The sequence below is a fragment of the Arthrobacter zhaoguopingii genome (assembly GCF_009828595.1).
GTDB classification, from domain to species: domain Bacteria; phylum Actinomycetota; class Actinomycetes; order Actinomycetales; family Micrococcaceae; genus Arthrobacter_D; species Arthrobacter_D zhaoguopingii.
Genome location: NZ_WPNY01000001.1, coordinates 134,556 through 156,738, shown reverse-complemented (window position 1 = coordinate 156,738; position 22,183 = coordinate 134,556). Strand labels below are relative to the sequence as shown.

The 22,183-nt window shown below is 68.6% G+C and carries 17 protein-coding genes; 3 read left to right on the top strand and 14 right to left on the bottom strand.

What is annotated here, in order from left to right; all coding sequences use genetic code 11:
* Positions 1-165: 165 nt before the first annotated feature.
* The 4 genes from GVV86_RS00740 to GVV86_RS00725 form a co-directional block, all read right to left on the bottom strand.
* Complete coding sequence (locus GVV86_RS00740; protein ID WP_159800835.1) at positions 166-591, bottom strand: DUF779 domain-containing protein; 426 nt, start codon at positions 589-591, stop codon at positions 166-168.
* Positions 592-600: 9 nt separating this feature from the next.
* Positions 601-2,124, bottom strand: a complete 1,524-nt coding sequence (gene exaC / locus GVV86_RS00735) for an acetaldehyde dehydrogenase ExaC (RefSeq protein WP_159617764.1) — start codon at positions 2,122-2,124, stop codon at positions 601-603.
* Positions 2,125-2,263: 139 nt separating this feature from the next.
* Positions 2,264-3,592, bottom strand: a complete 1,329-nt coding sequence (locus tag GVV86_RS00730; protein WP_159800833.1) for a GAF domain-containing protein — start codon at positions 3,590-3,592, stop codon at positions 2,264-2,266.
* A 59-nt stretch (positions 3,593-3,651) separates the two neighbouring features.
* Positions 3,652-5,073 carry an FAD-dependent oxidoreductase gene (locus GVV86_RS00725; RefSeq protein ID WP_159800831.1) on the bottom strand — a complete coding sequence of 474 codons (1,422 nt, stop codon included), beginning with the start codon at positions 5,071-5,073 and terminating at the stop codon, positions 3,652-3,654.
* Positions 5,074-5,242: 169 nt separating this feature from the next.
* On the opposite strand from GVV86_RS00725, the gene rarD reads away from it, so the two are divergent.
* Positions 5,243-6,244, top strand: coding sequence for an EamA family transporter RarD (gene rarD / locus GVV86_RS00720; protein ID WP_246199716.1), 1,002 nt, complete (start codon positions 5,243-5,245; stop codon positions 6,242-6,244).
* A gap of 49 nt (positions 6,245-6,293) precedes the next feature.
* On the opposite strand, the gene GVV86_RS00715 is transcribed toward rarD, so the two are convergent.
* From GVV86_RS00715 to GVV86_RS00695, 5 genes are all read right to left on the bottom strand, one after another.
* A complete protein-coding gene (locus GVV86_RS00715; RefSeq protein ID WP_159800829.1) occupies positions 6,294-7,136 on the bottom strand; it encodes a universal stress protein in 843 nt (280 codons plus the stop codon).
* 135 nt (positions 7,137-7,271) lie between these two features.
* Positions 7,272-9,398 carry an amylo-alpha-1,6-glucosidase gene (locus GVV86_RS00710; protein ID WP_159800827.1) on the bottom strand — a complete coding sequence of 709 codons (2,127 nt, stop codon included), beginning with the start codon at positions 9,396-9,398 and terminating at the stop codon, positions 7,272-7,274.
* 98 nt (positions 9,399-9,496) lie between these two features.
* Positions 9,497-10,516 (bottom strand): glycosyltransferase family 4 protein, encoded by a 1,020-nt coding sequence (locus tag GVV86_RS00705; protein ID WP_159800825.1) that lies wholly within the window; start codon positions 10,514-10,516, stop codon positions 9,497-9,499.
* 388 nt (positions 10,517-10,904) lie between these two features.
* The gene (locus GVV86_RS00700; protein WP_159800823.1) at positions 10,905-12,449 is read right to left on the bottom strand and encodes an APC family permease; all 1,545 of its coding nucleotides are present in this window, start codon (positions 12,447-12,449) and stop codon (positions 10,905-10,907) included.
* The gene (locus GVV86_RS00695) at positions 12,446-13,873 is read right to left on the bottom strand and encodes a flavin monoamine oxidase family protein (protein WP_159800821.1); all 1,428 of its coding nucleotides are present in this window, start codon (positions 13,871-13,873) and stop codon (positions 12,446-12,448) included. The genes GVV86_RS00700 and GVV86_RS00695 overlap by 4 nt, the downstream gene beginning before the upstream one ends.
* Positions 13,874-14,005: 132 nt before the next feature.
* Between GVV86_RS00695 and GVV86_RS00690 the strand changes: the two genes are divergently transcribed.
* Complete coding sequence (locus GVV86_RS00690) at positions 14,006-14,758, top strand: TetR/AcrR family transcriptional regulator (protein ID WP_159800819.1); 753 nt, start codon at positions 14,006-14,008, stop codon at positions 14,756-14,758.
* Between the two features lie 67 nt (positions 14,759-14,825).
* On the opposite strand, the gene GVV86_RS00685 is transcribed toward GVV86_RS00690, so the two are convergent.
* The 5 genes from GVV86_RS00685 to GVV86_RS00670 all read right to left on the bottom strand — a co-directional run bounded on the left by GVV86_RS00685 (position 14,826) and on the right by GVV86_RS00670 (position 20,559).
* Entirely contained in the window at positions 14,826-15,884 is a 1,059-nt protein-coding gene (locus tag GVV86_RS00685; protein ID WP_246669827.1) for a phenylacetate--CoA ligase family protein, read from the bottom strand.
* Entirely contained in the window at positions 15,881-16,402 is a 522-nt protein-coding gene (locus GVV86_RS18570; protein WP_246669826.1) for a phenylacetate--CoA ligase family protein, read from the bottom strand. The genes GVV86_RS00685 and GVV86_RS18570 overlap by 4 nt, the downstream gene beginning before the upstream one ends.
* Positions 16,399-17,439 (bottom strand): nitroreductase family protein, encoded by a 1,041-nt coding sequence (locus GVV86_RS00680; RefSeq protein ID WP_159800817.1) that lies wholly within the window; start codon positions 17,437-17,439, stop codon positions 16,399-16,401. Before GVV86_RS00680 ends, GVV86_RS18570 begins: the two co-directional genes overlap by 4 nt.
* 302 nt (positions 17,440-17,741) lie before the next feature.
* On the bottom strand, positions 17,742-19,109 hold the full coding sequence (gabT, locus tag GVV86_RS00675) for a 4-aminobutyrate--2-oxoglutarate transaminase (protein WP_159617775.1): 1,368 nt from the start codon (positions 19,107-19,109) through the stop codon (positions 17,742-17,744).
* Between the two features lie 10 nt (positions 19,110-19,119).
* Complete coding sequence (locus GVV86_RS00670; RefSeq protein ID WP_201291315.1) at positions 19,120-20,559, bottom strand: aminobutyraldehyde dehydrogenase; 1,440 nt, start codon at positions 20,557-20,559, stop codon at positions 19,120-19,122.
* 176 nt (positions 20,560-20,735) lie between these two features.
* Here GVV86_RS00670 and GVV86_RS00665 point away from each other — a divergent pair, with 176 nt between their 5' ends.
* On the top strand, positions 20,736-22,166 hold the full coding sequence (locus tag GVV86_RS00665; RefSeq protein WP_159800815.1) for a PucR family transcriptional regulator: 1,431 nt from the start codon (positions 20,736-20,738) through the stop codon (positions 22,164-22,166).
* The last annotated feature ends 17 nt before the right edge of the window (positions 22,167-22,183 follow it).

Below are 22,183 nucleotides of genomic sequence, written 5' to 3'. Positions count from 1 at the left end.
AGCCGGTCCGGTGGCGGATTCCGGAAAGACAACCCGCCAGGCAGCGTCAGCCGCGGCAGAATCAGCCGCAGGCGGCATCCGCCGGACCAGCCGGACAGGCGACCGACGGGAGCCCCCGGCCGTGCCGGAGACTCCCGTCGGGTGCACTGCGCCCTGGGCGGTGCCCTAGGGCATCAGCCTGGACCGGATGAGGAACCGCTTGCCCTCGGGCGCCTCCACCGAAAAGCCGCTCCCCCGCCCCGGCACCACGTCGACGGTGAGGTGGGTGTGCTTCCAGTACTCGAACTGCTCCCGGGACATCCAGAATCCGATCGGCTTCCCGCCGTTCCCGGAGGCGCCACCGGCGGGCTCACCGCCGTCGTCCTCGTCGGAGATGTCGAGGACGCCGAGCAGGATGTCCGCCTCGGCCGTCAGGAACTCCCCCTCCGGATAGCACATTGGCGAAGACCCGTCGCAGCAGCCCCCGGACTGGTGGAACATCAGCGGCCCGTGGAGGTCCCAGAGCTTGCGCAGCAGCTCGGTGGCCTCCTGGGTGAGGGCGACCCGGGAGAAGTCCTCCCCCGGGATCACCACCGACGCTTCGAGTGTCACGGCGCGTTCCTAGAAGAAGCCGAGCTTGTTCTCGGAGTAGCTGACCAGGAGGTTCTTGGTCTGCTGGTAGTGGTCGAGCATCATGGCGTGGTTCTCGCGGCCGATCCCGGAGGACTTGTAGCCGCCAAAGGCCGCCCCCGCCGGGTAGGCGTGGTAGTTGTTGACCCACACCCGGCCCGCCTGGATCTCGCGGCCCGCGCGGTAGGCCACGTTGCCGTTGCGCGACCAGACGCCGGCGCCGAGCCCGTAGAGGGTGTCATTGGCGATCTCCATGGCTTCGGCGTAGTCGTTGAACCGGGTCACCGAGACCACCGGGCCGAAGATCTCCTCCTGGAACACACGCATCGAGTTGGTGCCCTCGAAGATGGTGGGCTTGACGTAGAAGCCCTCGGCGAGGTCGCCGTCGAGCATCATGCGCTCGCCGCCGATCAGGACCTTGGCGCCCTCCTGGGCCCCGATGTCGAAGTAGGAGAGGATCTTCTCCAGCTGGTCGTTCGAGGCCTGCGCGCCGACCTGGGTGTCGGTGTCGAGCGGGTTGCCCTGCACCATCTTCTCCACCCGGGCCACGGCGTCGGACATGAAGGAGTCGTAGATCGAGCCCTGGACCAGCGCCCGCGAGGGGCAGGTGCAGACCTCGCCCTGGTTGAAGGCGAACAGGGCGAACCCTTCGAGCGCCTTGTCGTAGAACGCGTCGTTCTTCTCCGCGATGTCGGAGAAGAAGATGTTCGGGCTCTTCCCGCCCAGTTCGAGGGTGACCGGGATGAGGTTCTGGCTCGCATACTGGCTGATCAGCCGGCCCGTGGTGGTCTCGCCGGTGAAGGCGATCTTGCGGATGCGCTTGGAGGAGGCCAGGGGCTTGCCGGCCTCGACGCCGAAGCCGTTGACGACGTTGACCACGCCCGGAGGGAGGATGTCGCTGATCAGCTCCATGAGCACGAGGATCGACGCCGGCGTTTGCTCGGCCGGCTTGATCACGACGGCGTTGCCGGCGGCGAGGGCGGGGGCCAGCTTCCAGACCGCCATGAGGATCGGGAAGTTCCAGGGGATGATCTGGCCCACGACGCCGAGGGGCTCGTGGAAGTGGTAGGCCGTGGTGTCGTCGTCGAGCTGGGAGATCCCGCCCTCCTGGGCGCGGACGGCGCTGGCGAAGTAGCGGAAGTGATCGGCCGCGAGCGGCAGATCGGCGGCGAGGGTCTCCCGGACCGGCTTGCCGTTGTCCCAGGTCTCGGCGACGGCGAGCATCTCGAGGTTCTCCTCGATGCGGTCGGCGATCCGGTTCAGGACCAGCGCCCGGTCAGCGACCGGGGTCTTCCCCCACGCCGGTGCCGCCTTATGGGCCGCGTCGAGGGCGAGGTCGATGTCCTCGGCCGTGCTGCGGGCAACCTCGCAGAAAACCTTTCCGTTGACCGGCGATACATTCTCGAAGTACTGGCCCTTGATGGGGGCAGCCCATTCACCGCCGATCCAGTTTTCGTACCGGGGCTTGAAACTGACCTTGGATCCGTCCTGGCCAGGCTGGGCGTAAACAGTCATTGTGTAACTCCTTGGGCGTTGGAAACTCCGGTGGACGCCTTCGTCCACGCCCCGAGCCTAGGACGCGGCACGTTGCACCGACGTTGCACCGCCCGCCGCAGGGGCCGCCGAAGACCCCGCAGGGTTCAACGAACGGCCGTCAGCGGTGCCAGTCGCTGCCCAGTTCCCGCTCGAGGCGTTCGATGTGGGCCACCACCGCCGACCGGCGGGGGGAGCGTGCCGGAAGCACCTTCAAAGCGGTCATCCAGGCATCGGCGTCGTACTCGGCCTCGGGCAGCTGCAGGTACTGCAGCAGGGCCTCGGCCCCGCCGTCGTTGAGGACCGCGTCCCGCAGCAGGAAGCTGATCTCCCCGCGCAGGCGGGTGATCGCCGGGGCCTGGGAGCGCGGAAGCACCTGGCCCTTGTAGATCGCCAGGGCCAGTCGGTGGGAGCCCCGGTGCAGGTGGTTCAGCACCTGCACCGCATCGAGGATGAGTTCCTGCGGCAGCCGGTACGGCCGCGACGCCGGCATCAGGGCGCCCCCGTGCTGGCCGAGGGCCTTGCGCAGGCGCAGCATCTCGGCGCGGACCGTGGTCACCGAGGCGTGCTCCGGGTAGGCCATCACGGCTAGCTGTTCGGCGCTGAGGCCCTCGGTGTGCATCGCGAGCAGGGCAAGGAGTTCGGCGTGGCGCAGCGTCAGTTCGCTTGCCCTGCCCCCGGCGTGGAGCAGTCCGTAGTCGGTGCCGAGGATCTGCAAACTGCTGCGGTAGAGCGACTGCGGTGCACCCCGGTCGGCGGGCCGGCGGGACGGGGAGAGCCTGCTGCGCAGTCGCTGGATGGTCAGCTGCGCTTCGGCTGCGGCAACGCTCGCCTGGACGAGGGAGAGTGTGTGCCCGGCGACGGCCTCGGAGGCTCCGGTGATGTCGACGACGCCCAGGACGGTGCCGGAATCGGGGTCGTGCAGCGGCACTGCGGTGCAGCTCCAGGGATGGGCCTGCGGGCTGAAGTGTTCGGCGCCGGCGATCTGGACGCTGCTGTCGAGGGCCAGCGCGGTTCCGGGGGCGCTGGTGCCGACGGTGGCCTCCGACCAGTCGGCGCCCTCCATGAACATCATGCCCTCGGCCCGGCGCAGCGAGGAGCGGTCGCCGTGCACCCACAGGAGCCTGCCGTGCTCATCGCCAACGGCGACCAGCAGCCCGCTGTCCCGGCTGGGCTGGATGAGGAGCCGGTCGATCACGGGCATCACGGCTGCCAGCGGGTGGCTCTCGCGGTAGGCCACCAGCTCGTCCTGCGTATAGGACAGGCGGGCACCGGCGCGCTCCGGGTTTGAGAGATGGTCCATCGACCGCAGCCACGAGTCGTGGACGACGCGCCTCAGGCTGCCTTCGGGCGGCTCATCGCGGCCAAGCGCGCTGTGCGCATCGAAGGCACGCTGCTGCACGACTCGGGATGTAAGGTCCCCCGAGGAGGTCGGTCGGAACGGCGACATCGGCACTCCACATCATGAGTCCCGCCGCGCAGGGGGCGGGACTCACAGTGTAACCGAGGTCACTCCCCGCGCGATATGGCGATCATGTCCTCGCGCGGGACGAGCTTGACCCGTTCGCGGACGAGTTCGCCGTTCTCCGTGGTGTTGACGAAGTTGGCTCCGAGCTTCAGCTCGTGCGCGTCCAGGCGCAGCCAGCCCTCCCACGTGGTGTACTGGACGCCGCGGGATTCGAGCAGGTCGATAATGGCGTCCTCCGAGGGGTCCTCGGCCGCCGGCAGGTTGAGCCGGTCCTCGAGCAGGAAGCCGATGGTCTCCAGGGCGTCGCCCTTGGTGTGGCCGATGAGCCCGACGGGGCCGCGCTTGATCCACCCGGTGGCGTAGATGCCCGGGACCGGGTTGCCTTCCTGATCGATGACGCGCCCGCCCTCGTTGGGGATCACCCCGCGCCTGGAGTCGAAGCCGACCTCGGGCAGTTCCAAGCCGAAGTAGCCCACGGCCCGGTAGACGGCCTGCACCGGGTAATCGATGAAGCTTCCGGTGCCGCGGACGGTGCCCTCGCCGGTCAGTTCGGTGCGCTCGAACCGGATACCAGCCACCCTGCCCGGGGTTTCCGGCGAATCGTAGATCTCCACCGGGGTGTGCAGGAAGTGCAGGTGCAGCCGGCGGGAGGCGCCAGTGGGTTCGTCCTCGACCAGCCAGTTCGTAAGGGTCTTGACCATGGTTTTGGTCTGGTTGTTCGTCGCGATCTGCTTCTCGGAGGCCTCGTCGAAGTCGAAATCCTCCGGGTAGAGGACGATGTCGACGTCGCGCGAGTGGGACAGCTCGCGCAGCTCGAGCGGGGTGAACTTGACCTGCGCCGGGCCGCGCCGCCCAAAGACGTGGACGTCGGTGACGGGCGAACGCCGAAGGCCCTCGTAGACGTTGTCGGGAATTTCGGTGGTCAGCAGGTCGTCGGCGTGCTTGGAGAGCATGCGGGCGACGTCCAGTGCAACGTTGCCGTTGCCGATGACGGCGATCTCCCGAGCCTCGAGGGGCCAGTCGCGGCCGACGTCGGGGTGTCCGTCGTACCAGGAGACGAAGTCCGCGCCGCCGAAGGAACCCTCGAGGTCGATGCCGGGGATGTTGAGGTCGGCGTCTTTGACGGCGCCTGTGGCGAAGATGACGGCGTCGTAGAAGCGGCGGAAGTCCGAAAGCGTGAGGTCACGGCCGTAGTTCACGTTGCCCAGGAACCGGATGTCACCGCGGTCGAGCACCTTGTGCAGCGCGTTGACGATGCCCTTGATCCGCGGGTGGTCGGGGGCCACGCCGTACCGGATGAGGCCGTAGGGGGCCGGGTACTGGTCGAAGAGGTCGATGCTGACCTCGAAATCCCCTCCCTGGACCTGGTGGGATTTCGTCAGGATGTCCGCGGCATACACACCGGCGGGGCCGGCTCCGATGATCGCGACCCGCAGCGGACGGCCCGCAGCTGAGGTAGACACTGATTTGCCTTCTTCCGTGGTGGAAACACTCAAGGTAACCGGTCGGTGCGCCCAATTTGCGCACGTCTATCTATTCTAAATCAGTGCGGCGCAGGGGGCTAAACCAGTGGTGTGGATCTCACTTCGGCTCGACGGGAATAAATCCCGGTCCGAAACGGTTCCTCACCGTGTGAGTGATGCGACAGCGGTAAAAACTCAACGACCGGCCCGCAGTGAGAATTCACTCGGCATCTTCTACGGCATCGGCGCGTACGGCCTCTGGGGCCTGCTCCCGCTCTACTTCCTCATCCTCCACCCGGCCGGCGCGGTGGAAATCGTCGCGAACCGCGTCCTGTGGTCGCTGATCTTCTGCGTCCTGCTGCTGACCGCGACCCGTGCCTGGCACACCGTGCTGGCGGCGGTGCGCGCTCCGGGCATCGTTGGAACCCTCGCCGTGGCCGGCGCCCTCATCGCCGTGAACTGGCTGACCTACACCTACGGTGTCACCACCGGGCACGCGATCGAGGCGGCCCTCGGCTACTTCATCAACCCGATCGTCTCGGTGCTGCTCGGGGTCATCGTGCTCCGGGAGAAGCTGCGCCGCCTTCAGTGGGTGGCCATCGGGCTGGGCTTCGTCGCCGTCATCGTCCTCGCCGTCGGCTACGGCTCCGTCCCGTGGATCGCCCTGATCCTCGCGTTCACCTTCGGCTTGTACGGCTTCGTCAAGAAGCGCGTCGGGCCCCGCGTCGACCCGGTGTCGAGCCTGAGCATCGAAACGGCGCTGCTCACCCCGGTCGCCGCCGCGGTGATGATCTGGCTGGGCGCGACCGGCGCCGCTACGCTCACCACCGAGGGCCCCGGGCACTTCTGGATTATGGCGGCCTCCGGGGTCATCACCGCGGTCCCCCTGATCTTCTTCGGCGCGGCCGCACGCCGCCTGCCCCTGAGCACCATCGGCCTGCTCCAGTACCTCGCCCCGATCCTGCAGTTCCTGGTGGCCCTGTTCGTCTTCGGGGAGGAGATGCCGCCGGAGCGCTGGGTCGGTTTCGGACTCGTCTGGTCGGGCCTGGTGCTGCTGACCATCGATATGCTGCGCGCCGTGCGCTCCGCCCGCCCGCGCAAGGGGTCCGGCGGATCCCTTCCCGCCGGCGGCCCCGCACCGGCCGGGCAGACCGCACCGGCCTCCTCCTAGGCAGCCGCCTCCCGGGCCGGCCCCCTTCCGGGGGCTTCCGGCCGGCGGGTCAGGCCGCCGCGAGGTTCCAGTCGCGCGGCACCACGACCATCGGCACCGGCAGGGCGCGCAGCATCTTGTTGGCCGTGGAGCCCAGGAACAGCTGGCTGTGCTGGGCGAGGCGGCTCGAGCCGACGATCACCAGTTCGCCGGCGTCCCATTCGACGTCGTCGATCGCCTGCTCGATGGTCCTGCCGTGGGCGACGGCGATGGTGGCCTCGTGACCCTGCGGAAGCTGCTCGACGGCCTTGATGAGCACCGTGTTGGCGTGCTGGTGGGCCTGGTTCACGGCCTCCCCCGAGTCCGACGGATCGCTCACATCCAGGGCCACCAGCGAGATCAGGCGGAGCGGCACCCCGTGGCGGGCGGCGGACTCCACGGCGACGTCGAGCACCGCCCCGGCACCGGCCCGGGTGCCCACGGCGCAGGACATGCGCGAGATGGTGTCCCGGTGGCGGTAGCCGCGCGGCGCGAGCGCCACCGGCACCGGCGAGGAGTGAAGGACCGCGTTGGCGACGCTGCCCACCGTGAAGCGCCGCAGCAGTCCGTTGCTCGAGGCGCCGATCACGATCAGCTCCGCCTCGAACTCGCGGGCGGCCTCGAGCAGGCCCTCGGCGAACGAATCGGCCGTCCTCACATGAGTCTGTACGGCCACGTGGCCGGGGCTGCCGGCGGCGGCCTGGGCCAGGGCGGTCTCGGCGCGGTCCGTGCCGGGGGCGGCACCGCCGGAGCGCGGCCGGTTGAGCACGGTGACCAGGTCGACCTGCGCCCCTTGGGTGGAGGCCAGCGAGGTCGCCAGCGCGAGGGCGTCCTGGCCGCGGTCGTTTTCCGTGTATCCGACAACGTAGCGCACGGGGTTTCCTTCGTTCGGAGGGTGCCCCGGAGCAGCGGAAAGGCCGCGCCGGCGCAGGATGGCTTTCACTCTATCCCCTGCCCGGCGCGGCCTTGACCGCGGTGGAACGGTGCCGTCAGGCGGCAGGACGGCGCCCTAGATGAGGTCCTCCAGCGGACCGCGGGGCGCGGGGCGGTGTTTTACACCCGCCGGAAGTCCTTCGATTGTCCCGCTGCCTGCCTCGCCGCGCACGGTGATGCGGGAGGCGCCGAGGCGCACGTTCCCTGCGCTGACGCTTCCGAATTCCTCCGGCAGCACCGGGGCCAGGCACACCTCGCCCTGCGGCAGAAGCGGGTCGAAACGCAGGAGCGTGCGCAGAAGGTGGACCGGGGCTGCCGACGCCCAGGCCTGCGGGGAACACGACGTGGGGAAGGGAACCGGCTCGGCGAACTCGTCGCGGGCGAAACCGCAGAAAAGCTCGGGCGGCCGGCCGTCGAAGTACTCGGCGGCGTCGAACAGGCCCCGGGCGACCCTCACCGCTTCCTCGACGAAGCCGTACCTCATGATGCCCGCGGCGACCAGGGTGGTGTCGTGCGGCCAGACGGAGCCGTTGTGATAGCTGACCGGGTTGTAGGCGCCCATATCGGAGGCGAGGGTGCGGATCCCCCATCCCGTGAACATCTCCTCGGACATGAGCCGCTCGACCACGAGGGGCGCCTTGTCGGCATCGACGATGCCAAGCCACAGGCAGTGGCCCATGTTGGAGGCGCAGGCGTCCACGGGTTTCTTGTCCTTGTCCAGCGCCACCGCGAAGTAGCCCCGATCCGGCAGCCAGAACCGGTCGTTGAACTCCGCCTTGAGGTACGCCGCCTTGTGCGCCCATTTCGCGGCGCCCGTGTCATCGCCGAGCTGCCGCGCCAGAAGTGCCCGGCCGAGGTAGGCGCTGTAGACATAGGCCTGCACCTCACAAAGCGCCAGCGGCGCCTCGGCCAGGGACCCGTCGGCGAAGTTGATGCCGTCCCAGGAGTCCTTCCAGCCCTGGTTCACGAGTCCGTGGTTGTTCCTCCGCCCGTACTCGACGAAGCCGTCGCCGTCGCGGTCGCCGTACCGCTCCACCCATTCCAGTGCGCGGTCGGCATGGGGCAGCAGAACCGAGAGCAGGTCGCTGGCCAGTCCCCACCGGCCCAACTCTCCGAGGAGGGCCACGAACAGGGGGGTGGCGTCGGCGGTGCCGTAGTACGCACGATTATGCCCCAGTGCCAGCCCGCCGCCGGTTCCCAGCCGGACCTCGTGCAGGATCCTCCCGGGTTCCTCCTCCGTTGCCCGGTCAACCTTCTCCCCCTGCATCGACGCCAGCGTCTGGAGGGTGCCGGTGGCCAGGGTGGGATCCACCGTCAGTGCCATGTAGGAGGAGATGAGGGAGTCCCTGCCGAACAGCGCCATGAACCACGGTGCGCCCGCCGCCACTGCGGCACGGCCGGGGTCGTCGGGATCGAAGATCCTCAGCGCACCGAGGTCCTCCTGGCTGCGGGTGAGGACGCGTTCCAGGTTCCGTTCGCTGACGGCGAGGCGCGGCACCTCGCGCTCCCAGTCGGCATGCCGCCGGGCCGCTACATGGTGCACGGACCCCGCGGTCGGGGAAAACGGCTCGTCCGGGCCTACCCCCTCGACGAGGGGCGTGCTGATGATCCGGGCCGACCACGACCCCCGCGGTTCGAGTTCCGCCAGGAAGAGGAGCGACCCCTCGGTGACGACCGCTCCGGGTGCGCTGACCGCGACCCCCCTCTGGGATTCGTTCCGCACCGCTTCGATCCGCAGTTCGTCGCCGCGGACCTGCCGTACGCCTTCCTTTGAAGCGGGAATCCTTCCACCCTTCACCTCGAACAGGTCGCTGAGGTCGGCGTCGATCAGGATCTGGATCCGGCAGTTGACCTGCCGCTGGGAGAAGTTGCGGAGCCGGATGTCATCGCGCAGCCCGGGGCCGACCTCACGCTCGTGTTCCACCACGATGGGGCTGTCGGCGCCGTCGATTCCGCTCGGCCTGCCGACAAAGACCGCGCGGTAGGGTTCCCGGGTGCGCGCGGTCAGGGGTTCCAGCGGGGAGCCGTCCACGGTCAGCTGCCATCGCGACAGGATGCGGGTGTCCTGATAGAACGCCCCCTGGGGAAGGCCCGGAAGGATGTCCCCGCTCTGGGCCGAGATGCAGAATGAGGAACCTTCGACAAGAGTGACGGCGCCGAGGCCCGGTGAGCCCGCAGCATTATCCGCATTCCATCCGGTCATGGACCGCTCCCGATCGATATCCCGCTACCGACAAGTCGTTGGGCCGTCGCCCGTGTCCATGGTCCCGCACCCCGGATTGCGCGGCAATAGGCCGCGGTTCACCCCGCCGCCGCTGTCTGCAGATATAGGGCCAGATGCTCATCGACCATCCGCCCGGCGCTGAAGCGCTCCTCGGCGCGGGCCCGGATGACGGCCCGGTCAAGTCCCGCGGCGCGTGCCAGGAGCGGCGCGAGCGCACCCGGGGTATCGGCGAGATAGCCCGTCACGCCGGGCTCAACGATTTCCGGTACAGCTCCCAGCGGCGTGGCGACAACCGGCGTGCCGGTGGCCAGGGCCTCGATTGTCACCAGCCCGAAAGGTTCCGGCCACTGGATCGGGTTGAGCAGTGCGATTGCATCCCCAAGGAGGGCATATTTGTCGCCGTCGCCAACTTCACCCAGGAACTCCTCATTCGGCCCCAGGACCGGTTCAACGGCATCGCGGAAGTATTGAAGTTCGACGGCTTCGCGCATCTTTGCCGCGATCCTCAGGGGAAGTCCTGCGGCCCGGGCGGTTCGAATCGCTTGGACAACCCCCTTCTCGGCGCACATCCGTCCGAGGAAACAGACATAGCCGCCCCCGCCCCGGCCGACCGGCACCTTGGCAACGTCGATGCCATGGTGGATGACCGCGGCCACCCGGATGTCCGGCGACCCGCTGAGCTGGCTGCGGGAGATCGCAACGAGGGCGGTGTCCTGGGCTGCGGCCCGGTACAACTCCCGGTTGGCCGGAGTCAGCCGGTTGTGGATGGTTGCCACCACCGCGACGCGCGGAGGCCGGTGCCGGTATAAAGGTCCGGTCGGGGTGTGGTCATGAATGAGGTCGACCTCGGCGAGCCCAGCATAGGAACGGGCGACGTGGGATAGTTCCGAGCCGGTGATCCCCAGGGTCGACGGATCCGACACCTCTGTGTCCGGAAGCAGCGGGACCGGACACCTGCTGTCCGCCGGTGCGGCCAGCAGCACCTCGTGGCCGGCTTCGGTGAGCCCCCGGGCGAGGGAGTCGACCATCAGCTCGACACCGCCGTACCCTTCCGGCGGAACCGGAAGCCACGGTCCTGTAATCAACCCGATCCGCATGATGACTCGCCTCGCACTGGCCGGCCCCTCTGGAGGGTGGTGGCCCAGCGGCCGCGGCCCCCGAAAGGGGCTCTCCGGCAGTGGCCCACCGGTCGGGATCGGCGGCCGCGCCGTCCAGCGGTCAGCGGCGGCGCGCGGTACGTCGAAGCCCTCCGGGGCGTTCCGTACGTCGATAGTAAGCCTCCTGACGGACTGCGTCGAGCCCGCAGGAGGCGTACCGAATCAGCAGTGCCGGCGGCGACCGGCGGCTCTAACGGCGGAGGCCGCCGGCGGACCCCCCAGGGAGGATCCGCCGGCGGCCCGGTCGCGGTACTCAGTCGTTCGGCGCTCGGTCGTTCGGCGCTCGGTCGTTCGGCGCTCGGTCGTTCGGCGCTCGGTCGTTCGGCGCTCAGTCGGTCAGGACGTCATCGAACGCGTTTTGGGAGGTGCCCTTGCGCAGCCCCGCGCCCTTGAAGAAGCCGGGATTGCGCCGGTACTGGATGCCCATGAGCACGGCGCCGAGCAGGAGCACGCCGATTCCGAGAATGAACACCATACCGATGCCGCCGACCTCCGAGCCCGAGCCGTAGGCCGGGTCCATCGAGTCAATTGCGGTCTTGACGAACATCACCAGGAGGATGACCCCGCCCAGCAGCGGAGCGAGGAACTTGCTGAGGAAGTTGCCCGCTCCGCGGAAGGCCTCGGCGCGGAAGTACCAGACGCAGGCCAGGGCGGTGACGCCGTAGTAGAAGCAGATCATCATGCCAAGGGCGGTGATCGTGTCCCACAGGGCGTTCTCGGACAGCACCCGTGTCACCACGTAGAACCCGGCGGCGGCGACGGCCGCGGCGACCGTGGCGTAGCGCGGGGACTTGTAGCGGGGGCTGACCGTGCCGTACTTGGGCGGCAGCGCGTCGTAGTGGCCCATGGCGAGCAGCGTGCGGGCCGGCGAGACGAAAGTCGACTGCAGCGAGGACGCCGAGCTGCTCAGGACGGCCATCGACATCAGGATGGCGAACGGGCCCATGACCGGCCCGGCTAGCGCGGCGAAGATGCTGCCCTGGTTGTCGGGGTTGCCCGCGCCGAGTTCGCCGTCGCCGACGCCGGCGAAGGACAGCGTGGCCAGCGCCACGATCAGGTAGATGGCCATGATGACGACGATGGTGACGCCCGCTGCACGGCCCGGGGTCTTCTTGGGATTCGTCGCTTCCTCGTTCATCGTGAGGCAGACGTCCCAGCCCCAGTAGATGAAGATCGACAGCGAGACGCCGGCGGCGAAGGCTGAGAATGACCCGACCGCGAACGGGTTGAACCATTCGGCGCTGATCGGGGTGGCGTCGAAGGCCGAGCCGTTGGCCACGTGCGCGAACGCCGCGATGGCGAACCAGGCCAGGACGATGAGCTGGAAGGTGACGAGCACGTACTGGACCGTCTTGATCGTTTCCATGCCCCGGTAGGAGACCCAGCAGGCCGCCGCGATGAAGACCAGGGTGGTGACGATGTTGACCGGCAGGTTCAGGGTCAGGTCGGCGAGCGCCTCATTGCCGGTGAGCTGGGCGAGCATCAGGTAGAAAAAGTCGACGGCGACGGCGGCCAGGTTCGACAGGACGATGATCGTCGCGGCGATCGCGCCCCACCCTGCCATCCAGCCGATCCACGGGCCGAAGGCACGGGTGGCCCAGGTGAACGAGGTGCCCGAGTCGGGCATCGCCTTGTTCAGTTCGCGGTAGCCGAGGGCCACCAGGAGCATGGGGACGAAGCCGACGAGGAAGATGGCCGGGAGGTTCACCCCCACCTCGGCGACTGTGGGGCCAAGGGCCGCGGTCAGCGTGTACGCAGGGGCGATGCTTGAGACGCCGATGACGACGGCGCCCAGCAGGCCGACCGCGCCCGCACTGAGGCCCTTCCTGCTGAGGCCTGTCCCCTGGCCGGTCGTGCGTACGTCTGTGCTCATTGGGTCACCTTCGTGAAGAGGGAACCCGGACCGGAAGCGGTGCCGGGCGGTGGAGCAAGGATGCTGCTGATGGTCTGTGCGGTGCGCCGGCCCATGCGGACCGCCCCGTCGACATGCTGGTAGCCCTCGGCGGCGATGTCCGAGCAGGACCAGTGGATCGGCCCCACGGGCGTGTGCTGGTGGCGGCCGTACCGGCTCAGGCCACCGAGGTCGTAGCTTGAGGCGTAGGCGCCGCGGGTCCATTCCTCGGAGGCCCAGTCGGATTCGTAGTAGACCTCGGGGGTCAGGGCCTCGGGGCCCAGGAAGGCGGCGATGGATCCGAGGATCCGCTGCCGCCGCTCCTCCGGCGGCAGTTCGAACATCGCGTCGGCCTTCTCGTCGGAGACGAATCCGACGAGGGTTCCCCTGGCGTCGCCGTGATTGGTGTTGTCGTACACCTCCTGCACGATGGAGCCGGCGCCGAAACCGGTGCCGGAGAGCCCTGCGGCGCGCCAGAACGGCGTGGCGTAGACGGCATGGACCTTGATGACCAGGCCCAGCGACTGGTGCTGGTGCATCTGGTGCTGCAGCCGGGGCAGCGGCGGGTCGTAGGAGATCCGGGAGTAGAGGTTCGGCGGCACGGCCACGATGCAGCGCCGGGCGTGCACCGTGAGGCTCTCGGAGACGGCGGTCACGCTGGTGGGGCCGCCGTCCGTCCCGCCGCTCCAGCGCAGGGTGCGGACCGGGGCATTGAGGAACACGTCGTCGCCGAGCTCGGCCGCCATGCGCTTGGAGACCTCCTGCATGCCGCCGACCACCCGCTTGTCGAGGATGAAGTTCTCGTCAACGAGGTTGGAGAAGGATCCGGCGGTCGCGGCCATGAGCACGGCCTGCAGCGCAGAGAAGGAGTGGGCGGGCTTGGTGAGCATCCCGCCGGCAATGAAGAGCCCGATGTTGTTGCAGGCCTCCTCGTCGTCGGAATGCCGGCGCAGCCAGGAGGCGAAGGACTCGGTGTCGAGCTCACGGGCGAGCGGGTGCTCCCAGGGCGCCTCGGGCCCGGCTTCCTCCACCAGCTGATCGAGCAGTGCCGTCAGGCGCTCCATCTCGGTCCGGGTGTGCTCCCCCACCGGGAACCACTCCCCCGTGTAGCGCCTGGCGGTGCCGTCGGCTCCGATGTAGACCGACTCCCCGTCGCGGTAGCGGGAGTAGGTCTCGAGGCCGAGTTCCTCGAGCAGGTCCTTCAGGGCGGTCTGGTCGGGTGAGACCCACTGCCCGCCGACCTCGAGGGTGGCGCCGTCGATGACGTCGGTGTGGGTGCGCCCTCCGACCCGGTCCCTCGCTTCGAGGACCGCCACCGTGTGGCCGGCCCTGCGCAGTTCACGCGCGGCGGTCAGGCCCGACGGCCCTGCGCCGATCACGACGACGTCGCGTTCAATCGTTTTCATGGTCTCCTTACGGCGGCGGTGACGTCCGCCACAAAATGAATGGTATTCATTTACTGTGAGGACTTTAGCGAACCGGCCCGCCTTTGGGAAGGGCCGTAGGATAATTTCGAACAACGGATGGGAGCCGCTCGAATGACTGCAGCTGCGCAGGGAACACCGCGGCGCGCCGGACGGCCCCCGCGGGGGGTGCTCTCCCGGGAGCGCATCACCTCCGCCGCCGTCGCGCAGATCGCCGCCGAGGGCTATGAGGGACTCACCATGTCGGCCCTGGCCCGCCGCCTCCGGGTCGCTCCGTCGGCCGTGTACAACCATGCGAGTTCCAAGCAGGAAGTGCTGCGCTGGGTGCAGGACCATGTGATGACCATGGTGGATTTCAGCGCCTTCGCCACCGAGCCGTGGGACGAGGCGGTCCGCCGCTGGGCGTGGTCCTACCGGGAGGTGTTCGCCCGGCACGCGCCCCTGGTGCCGGTCATCGCCGTCATGCCCGTCACCGACGCGGCGGAGACGCTGCGGATGTACGAGGAGGTTGCCCGGGGCTTCCTGGCCGCCGGCTGGCCCGAGGAACGCGTGGTGCCGGCCATCGTCGCGCTTGAGTCCTTCATCTACGGTTCGGCGCTGGATGTTTCGGCGCCCAGCAACATCTTCGACTCCGGCGCCCTGGGGCCGGAGTTCCCGGTATTCACCTCGGCCGTCCGCAGCGCGGCCCGCGCCACAGGCCAAGGCGGCGCCTCGTCCGATGCCGCTGCCTCCGCCGGCGTCGAGGGCGGCTCCTCCGGCGGCGGTGCGGACGATTCTGCGGAGGAGGGGAGCAACGCTGCCGATGTTGCGTTCAGCACGGGCCTCGAGGCGCTCATCACCGGCCTGAAACGGCAGCTTTCCACGTAACCGGCGGGGCGGAGCGTGGTTAGGTGCGCATCCGGCGGGAGGGCCGGCGTGCGTGGCCGCGCTGCGGTCAGGGCTGCGCGGCGTAGGAGAAGTCGAGGTCCCACTCCCCGACGTCGTCCGCGTCCAGCTGCCAGACGTACTCGTTCTTGAGCTTGCGTCCGTCGTCCGTGAAGGGACCGGTCCGGTAGGGATAGAAGGCGATGGTCGGCAGGGTGGAAACGGGGGCTGTTCGGATGGCGTTGTTGAAATCCCCGTTCATCCGGCGCAGCTCGGCGAGCACATGCGGGCGGTACCGCTCGACGTCCAGGGCCCCGGACTCGCTGGCGTGCCGGGTCAGCTGCAGTGCGACGTGCAGCTGGCGGTTGCCCGCCGCGTCCTCGTAGCTGATCAGGCGGTGGTTCTCGACGGCGTCGAGCAGCGCCGGCTCGTTGTAGATGACGTCCCGCAGCGCATCGGGAGCCACGACGGCGCCGTTGAAGTCCACCGACAGATCGGAGCGGCCGTAGTGGAACAGCAGCGGCAGGTCCAGCAGCTGCTCACGCAGGACACCCTCGAGGCCGTACTCGCGCAGGATCGGCTTCAGCTCGCGCACCCGCATCACATGGCCGCGGTCGTGGATGTTGTAGCGGATCCGGGGGTTGATGTTCTCCCGGCGCACGATCGTCACCAGCAGTTCGCCGGCGTCGTTGGTCTCGATCAGGTAGCCGTAGGGATTGAACTGGAAGATCATCGGCAGCACGCCGTACTCTTCCTGCCTGGTGATGCGCGCCGCAAGCTCCGGGTTCCGGTCGACGGCCTGGCGCAGCGCCACCGAAAAGTCGGTTTCGATAGCCAGGTTGATCTCCAGGTCGGAGGCGCCGTAGGAGCCGAACGTACCGTGCGTGTAGCGGTTGATGTGGGCGCGCATGTTCTCACTGATGCCCTCGCCGCCGAACGCCGCGACGATATCGTACTCCTGCCAGGGCAGCCGGGGGTCCTCGAACAGGGCCTTCAGGAAGGGCGGGTAGCTCAGGATGATGTAGGTGAATCCTGTGCCGAACTCCCGCATGGTGGCAATGATCTTGTCCTTGTCAGGGCCGATCGACTTGATCATGGTGACCTCGGTCAGGGACGAGGAGACATTCATGCCGGTGCCCAGGCCCCCAGGGAAAATGCGTTGAGGACGAACGGCTGCTTGTCCAGCGCGGCGGCGGTCCGGGCGAAGCCCAGCTGGAGCAGCTGGCGGGTGGCCTCGCGCTCGTCCGGACCCCGGACCCAGCTGGTGGGAACACCGGAGCTTCCCGAGGATTCGTCGACCACCACGCCGCGGCGGGGCAGTTTCCCGCCCAGGCAGCGGTCCTCGGTGGTCCAGGGCCGGATGTAGCTGTCCTTGTCCATTTCCGGGATCCGCGCGAACTCGTCGGAGACCCTGCCGTTGCCCGGCAGGCGGCCCGGAAAGTCCTGCTTCTCCAGGAACTGCCGGTAGGCGGGAACCCGTCGTGCCGCCAGCTCGAAGGTCCGCCACGCGCGCCACCGCCCGAGCGTCCAGCGGAAGGACTCGATGCCGGGGAGCAGGAGCAGCTTGTGCGTGGAGACCCGGGGCATGAACAGCCGGACGAACCGCTCGTGGACGGCGAGGAAGGCGAAGATCAACAGCTTTTTCATGGGTGCAGCTCCTGGCCCGAGGGAAGAATCATTGCGGATGCGGCGCGGCGGTGCGCCGCCGGCGGGCGGGCGCTGTGGCCGAAGCGGAAGAGCATCCAGGCCATCCGTCCGTCGGACTCGTTGACGCCGGCGGCCTTCACGAACTCGGCGTGCGAGCGGGGATTGGTGATCACTGTGCCGAAGGGGTGCAGGTAGATATTGCGGCGGGTGAAACCCAGCCACACCCGCATGAACGTACGGCCGGCCTCCACATAGTCGGCCGGCCCGTCGAAGGGTCCCTCCAGCCAGCCCAGCTGGCGCACCCCGCGCATGGTGTTCAGATAGATCCTGCGGATGAGAGCGCCGACCACCGGCGCATCCCACAGCCCCCGGTTCCGCATGGCGAACCGCAGCACCGGTCCGGGCATCAGCATCGTTTCCGCGCTCAGGCCGTCCCCGCGCTCCTTCGCCTCGGCGCGCGAGAAACGGAGCCAGGTGAGGATCTCCCGGTGCACGGCATCGTTGCGCAGGTCGTCGAACAGCGTGGCCTGATTGACGTGGACGAGGGCCCGGACGAGCGCGGGATCGCTGGAGCTGCGGAACACCTGCCCGTGCCGCCGGGCGGTGTCCTCGGCGTCCGCGACGGCAGCGGGCGACACCAGGGTGTTGTCGTAGGGCCGGCGGGAGGTCTGCCGGGCCAGGAACGCCTCGTAGTCGGCAAGGTCGTCGGCATGGGGAGTCCGGGGCACCAGGGTGACCTCACCGAGAAGGTGCAGCCGGTCCTGCGCCCCGAAGTCCATCTCACGGTGCTGAAGGTCCTCCCGGACCTCATATCCGCGGGCCTGCGCGCAGACCCGGAGCGACTCAAGGAAAACGCCTGCGCAGACGTAGCCGAAGGGAATTCCATAAGCTTCCGCGGGCAGCCCTAGATCCAGATCATAATAAAGAGCCGCCTGCGTTGAGCTGCGCAGCCGGATTTTTATCGGCTGCGAATTGTGCGGTGACGGATATCGGTGGGCGTCCTCAAGAATGGCCCCCCACGCCTCGGATTCCAACATGCCCTCACCCTAGTGTGGCCCGCGGCTTTCCGGGGAGGATTTGCGGGGGCAGTTTTAGGCCGGTGGTGACAGGAGTGACGGCGATTCAATTTTCTGCCCGTCCCCCGCCCGCCGAAACTGCAGCTCACCACGTAATTCCGCCCTCGTGGCGGGGTTAACTGCACATTCGACGAGGCGTTATCGCACCGCCTCCGCCGAAAACGCAGATCACCACGCTATCCCGGAGGAAGAACGTGGTGATCTGCGGAGTCGCGGAGGCGCCGGCCCCGCGGATTTGGCTGTGGACGGCGCCGTGCGCCGGTTTAGACGGCGGCGCGGATGGCCCCTTCGAGGACGTCCAGGCCGTCGCGCAGCAGTTCATCGCCGATGACCAGCGGCGGCAGCAGCCGGATTACGTTGCCGTAGGTGCCGCAGGTCAGGATGATGACCCCTTCCTTGAGGCACGCCGCCGCGATGGCCTTGGTGGCCTCCGGGTTGGGCGTGGTGGTCCCCGGCTTCACGAATTCGATGGCGAGCATCGCGCCGCGGCCGCGGACCTCGCCGATGATGCCGGCCTCGCCGAGCTCCTCCTGCAGCGCGGTGAAGCGCGGCACGACGATGCCCTCGATGGCGCGGGCGCGCCCGGCCAGGTTCTGTTCCTTCATGGTGCCGATCGCGGCGAGGGCCGCCGCGCACGCGACGGGGTTGCCGCCGTAGGTGCCGCCGAGGCCGCCGGGGTGGACGGCGTCGAGCAGGTCGGCCCGGCCGGTGATCGCCGACAGCGGCATCCCGCCCGCGATGCCCTTGGCCATGGTGATGATGTCGGGCACGACGCCCTCGTGGTTCACGGCGAACCACTCGCCGGTGCGGCAGAACCCGGACTGGACCTCGTCGGCGATGAAGACGACGCCGTTGTCCTTGGCCCAGGCCGCGAGCGCCGGCAGGAACCCCTCGGCGGGAACGATGAAGCCGCCCTCGCCCTGGATCGGTTCAATGATGATCGCAGCCACGGCGTCGCCGCCCAGCTGCTTTTCAATCATGGTGATGGCGCGCTTTGCCGCCTCGGCACCGCTGATCGAGGGGTTTTCCTCGCGGTACGGGTAGCTCATCGGCATCCGGTACACCTCGGGGGCGAACGGACCGAAATTGGTCTTGTACGGCATCGACTTCGCGGTGAGCGCCATCGTGAGGTTGGTGCGCCCGTGGTAGGCGTGGTCGAACGCGACGACGGCGTTGCGGCCGGTGGCAAGGCGCGCCACCTTGACCGCGTTCTCCACGGCTTCGGCACCGGAGTTGAACAGCACGGTGCGCTTCTCGAAGTCGCCGGGGGTCAGCTCGGCGAGCTGCTCGGCGACCGCAATGTACCCCTCGTACGGGGTGACCATGAAGCAGGTGTGGGTGAAGTGCCCCACCTGCTCCTGCACGGCCTGCACGACGGCCGGATCAGAGGCGCCGACGCTGGTGACGGCGATTCCCGAGCCAAGGTCGATGAACGAGTTGCCGTCGACGTCGCGGAGGATGCCGCCGTCGGCGTCCGCGGCGTAGACCGGCACGCCGGAGGCCACCCCCTTGGCGACGACGGCGCCGCGGCGGGCGTCGAGGGCAGCGGACTGCGGGCCGGGGAAGGGGCCCGTCAGCTGCCGCTTCTGCTCCAGACGGAAGGTCGGCTGAACTGCTGGAAGTGTTGTCATGGTGTCCCTCCTAGGCATCCAGCACGGTCATCACGTGCTTGATGCGGGTGTAGTCTTCGACGCCGTACATCGAGAGGTCCTTGCCGTAGCCGGAGCTCTTGAAGCCGCCGTGCGGCATCTCGGCGGTAAGCATGATGTGCGTGTTGATCCACACGGCCCCGAAGTCGAGGTCGCGGGAGGTCCGCATCGCGGTTCCGTGGTCGGTCGTCCACACGCTGGAGGCCAGGGCGTACTCGACGTCGTTGGCCATCTCAATGGCTTCGGCCTCGGTGAGGAACTTCTGCACCGTGATGATCGGGCCGAAGGTTTCCTTCTGGACGATGTCATCCTCCTGCTTCGCGCCGGTAATGATGGTGGGCTCGAAGAAGTACCCCTTGTCGCCGGCGCGCTTGCCACCGGTGGCGACGGAGCAGTGTGCCGGCAGGGCGTCCATGACGGCGTTGACGGCGTTGAAGTGGTTGATGTTGTTCAGCGGTCCGAAGTAGTTCTCGCTGTCGTCCTGGCTGCCGGTCTTGAGCGTCTTGGTGTGCTCGACCATTGCGGCCACGAGTTCGTCGTGGGCCGCTTCCTGGACCAGGACGCGCGTGATGGCGGTGCAGTCCTGCCCGGCGTTGAAGAAGGCGAATTCGGCAATGGCCGCCGCGGACTTCTTCAGGTCGGCGTCGGCGAAGACGACGGCCGGCGCCTTGCCGCCCAGTTCAAGGTGTGCGCGCTTGAGGCCCTTGGCCGCACCGGTGGCCACTGCGATGCCCGCCCGGACGGAGCCTGTGATCGAGACCAGGCCCGGGATCTTGTGCTCGACCATGGCCGCGCCGGTTTCCCCGTTGCCGAGGACGACGTTCAGCACGCCGGCCGGCAGGATGTCCTGGGTCAGCCGGGCGAGGACGAGGGTGGACTCCGGGGTGGTGTCGCTGGGCTTGAGGACGACGGTGTTGCCGGCGGCCAGGGCCGGCCCGATCTTCCAGACGGCCATGAGCAGGGGGTAGTTCCAGGGCGCGACCTGGGCGACGACGCCGATCGGCTCGCGGCGGACGTAGGAGGTGTGCCCCTCCAGGTATTCGCCGGCTGACTTGCCTTCGAGCAGGCGGGCCGCTCCGGCGAAGAAGCGCAGCTGGTCGGCTCCGGCGGAGACCTCCTCGGCGGCGATCATTTCGCGCACCTGGCCGGTGTTGCGGTGCTGGGCCTCGACGAGTTCCTCGCTGTTCGCCTCGAGGGCGTCGGCGAGGCGCAGCAGCATCAGCTGCCGCTGGCTTGGCGGGACGTGCTTCCACGAGGTGAAGGCCTGCTTGGCGGCGGCCATGGCGGCGTCGATGTCGGAGGCGACGGAGACCGGCGCCTTGGCCACCAGTTCACCGTTGGTCGGGTTGACGATGTCGAGCAGCTCGGTGCCGGCGGCGTCGACGAATTCGCCGTTGATGTAGTTCTGCAGGGTCTGGACCACAGCGTTCATCCCTTTCATTGCGGGGTTGGGCCGCCGCCGGTGCGGCCGAAATTGCCGGCGTTGCGGATCGGGCGCCAAATTTATGCTGACCCTATCCGTCGGAGCTCACGGTTCACTAGGTACTCTTGCACAGGATCCTCAAGGTTCCTTCATGCAGGCGCACAACCCAATCCTAGGACAGTTTCATGGCAATCTCCCTTGCAGATCTGCTGGCCGTCTCCAGCCTCCGCCTTATCCCCGCCGGCGGCGCCACTGCGTCGGACACACCGATCGGCTGGGTCGCGGTGACCGAACTCGAGGATCCGCTGCCGTTTCTCAGCGGCGGCGAGGTGGTCCTGACCACGGGGGTGCGGCAGACGACTCCCGCCGCGCAGCGCCGATTCGTGCGCCGGGTCTCCGAGGCCGGAGGCCTCGCCGTCGGCTTCGGGGTGGGCCTGTCCCATCAGCGCATCCCGCCGGCCCTGCTCGAGGAGGCACACCGGGTGGAGCTGCCGGTCTTCGAGGTCCCCTACGAAACGCCCTTCATCGCCATTGGCAAGATCGTTGCCGATTCCCACTCCGCAGACCATTATTCGCGGCTCGAGGACCTCCTCAGGGGCCACCAGGTGCTCGCTGCGGCCCTGCTGGGTGGCGGCGGGCTGTCCCGCCTGCTCGAGGAACTGGCGGGCATGCTCGGCACGGATGTGGCCCTCTTCCAGTACGGCACACGCATCGCGGGCGGGCGGGCACCGGCCGGCACGGAGCCCGCCGGAACGGACCGGAGCTGGCACCGGGTTCCGGTGGCGACCGGGCTTAAGGACCGGTGCACCCTGGTCATCGCCGAACCGTACGCCCCGGCTGCGATCGTCGACTATGCCCAGAGCCTGATCAGCGTGGAACTGAGCAACCAGGCCCGCCGCCGGGCGGGCGAACGGGTCACCGCCGGACAGCTCCTGCAGGACATCGTGCGCGGCGCACTCGCCGGGCCCGACGCCGTCGCCCGCCTGGGCAGCACCGGCCTGGACTGCGCCGGCCGGCACATGGTGGTGGCCGTAGAGGTCGCGTCGGGGCAGCGTAAAGCCCTGCGGACCCTGCCGCTGCCCGAGGACTGCGCCGGCGTCCTCACAGCCCTGCTCGATGACCGGCTGCTCGTTTTGGCCCCCGAACCGGACGGCGCCGGACTGGGGGCCCGGCTGGGCGCCTACCTCCACGCGGCCGGGTTCACGGCGCGGGTGGGCATCGGCGGCGCCTACGCCCAGCCCAACGGGCTGCGGTGGAGCTACTTCGAGGCCCGGGAGTCCCTGACCAGGGGCGGGCCGGTCAACCCGCCGAACCGGCTCAGCCTCACCTCGCTGCTGCTCTCCAGCGAGGACGTTCCCCTTGCCGATCTCGCCGCCGAGGCCCTGTCTCCGCTGGTTGACTTCGACGCAAAACACAGCGGTGGGCTGATCACCACCCTCGAAAGGTACCTGGCGCTCAACGGGTCGGTGGCCGCCGTCGCCGACGCCCTCCAGCTGCACCGCAATACCGTGCGGTACCGCCTTCAGCAGATCGCGGACCTGACCGGTTATGACCCGGCGGTCACCGCCGATCGGGTGCACCTCTACCTCGCCCTCAATGTGCGGGCACTGCGGTAGCCAAGCGCAGGAAAAGC

What these genes read in the sequence shown, in the direction of transcription:
- GVV86_RS00710 (WP_159800827.1), bottom strand. Translation starts at nt 9,398, where the DNA reads ATGACCGGATGGAATGCGGATAATGCTGCGGGCTCACCGGGCCTCGGC.
- GVV86_RS00670 (WP_201291315.1), bottom strand. Translation starts at nt 20,559, where the DNA reads ATGAACGCTGTGGTCCAGACCCTGCAGAACTACATCAACGGCGAATTC.
- gabT (WP_159617775.1), bottom strand. Translation starts at nt 19,109, where the DNA reads ATGACAACACTTCCAGCAGTTCAGCCGACCTTCCGTCTGGAGCAGAAG.
- GVV86_RS00730 (WP_159800833.1), bottom strand. Translation starts at nt 3,592, where the DNA reads ATGTCGCCGTTCCGACCGACCTCCTCGGGGGACCTTACATCCCGAGTC.
- GVV86_RS00695 (WP_159800821.1), bottom strand. Translation starts at nt 13,873, where the DNA reads ATGAAAACGATTGAACGCGACGTCGTCGTGATCGGCGCAGGGCCGTCG.
- exaC (WP_159617764.1), bottom strand. Translation starts at nt 2,124, where the DNA reads ATGACTGTTTACGCCCAGCCTGGCCAGGACGGATCCAAGGTCAGTTTC.
- GVV86_RS00680 (WP_159800817.1), bottom strand. Translation starts at nt 17,439, where the DNA reads ATGTTGGAATCCGAGGCGTGGGGGGCCATTCTTGAGGACGCCCACCGA.
- GVV86_RS00700 (WP_159800823.1), bottom strand. Translation starts at nt 12,449, where the DNA reads ATGAGCACAGACGTACGCACGACCGGCCAGGGGACAGGCCTCAGCAGG.
- GVV86_RS00705 (WP_159800825.1), bottom strand. Translation starts at nt 10,516, where the DNA reads ATGCGGATCGGGTTGATTACAGGACCGTGGCTTCCGGTTCCGCCGGAA.
- GVV86_RS18570 (WP_246669826.1), bottom strand. Translation starts at nt 16,402, where the DNA reads ATGAAAAAGCTGTTGATCTTCGCCTTCCTCGCCGTCCACGAGCGGTTC.
- GVV86_RS00665 (WP_159800815.1), top strand. Translation starts at nt 20,736, where the DNA reads ATGGCAATCTCCCTTGCAGATCTGCTGGCCGTCTCCAGCCTCCGCCTT.
- GVV86_RS00690 (WP_159800819.1), top strand. Translation starts at nt 14,006, where the DNA reads ATGACTGCAGCTGCGCAGGGAACACCGCGGCGCGCCGGACGGCCCCCG.
- GVV86_RS00685 (WP_246669827.1), bottom strand. Translation starts at nt 15,884, where the DNA reads ATGAATGTCTCCTCGTCCCTGACCGAGGTCACCATGATCAAGTCGATC.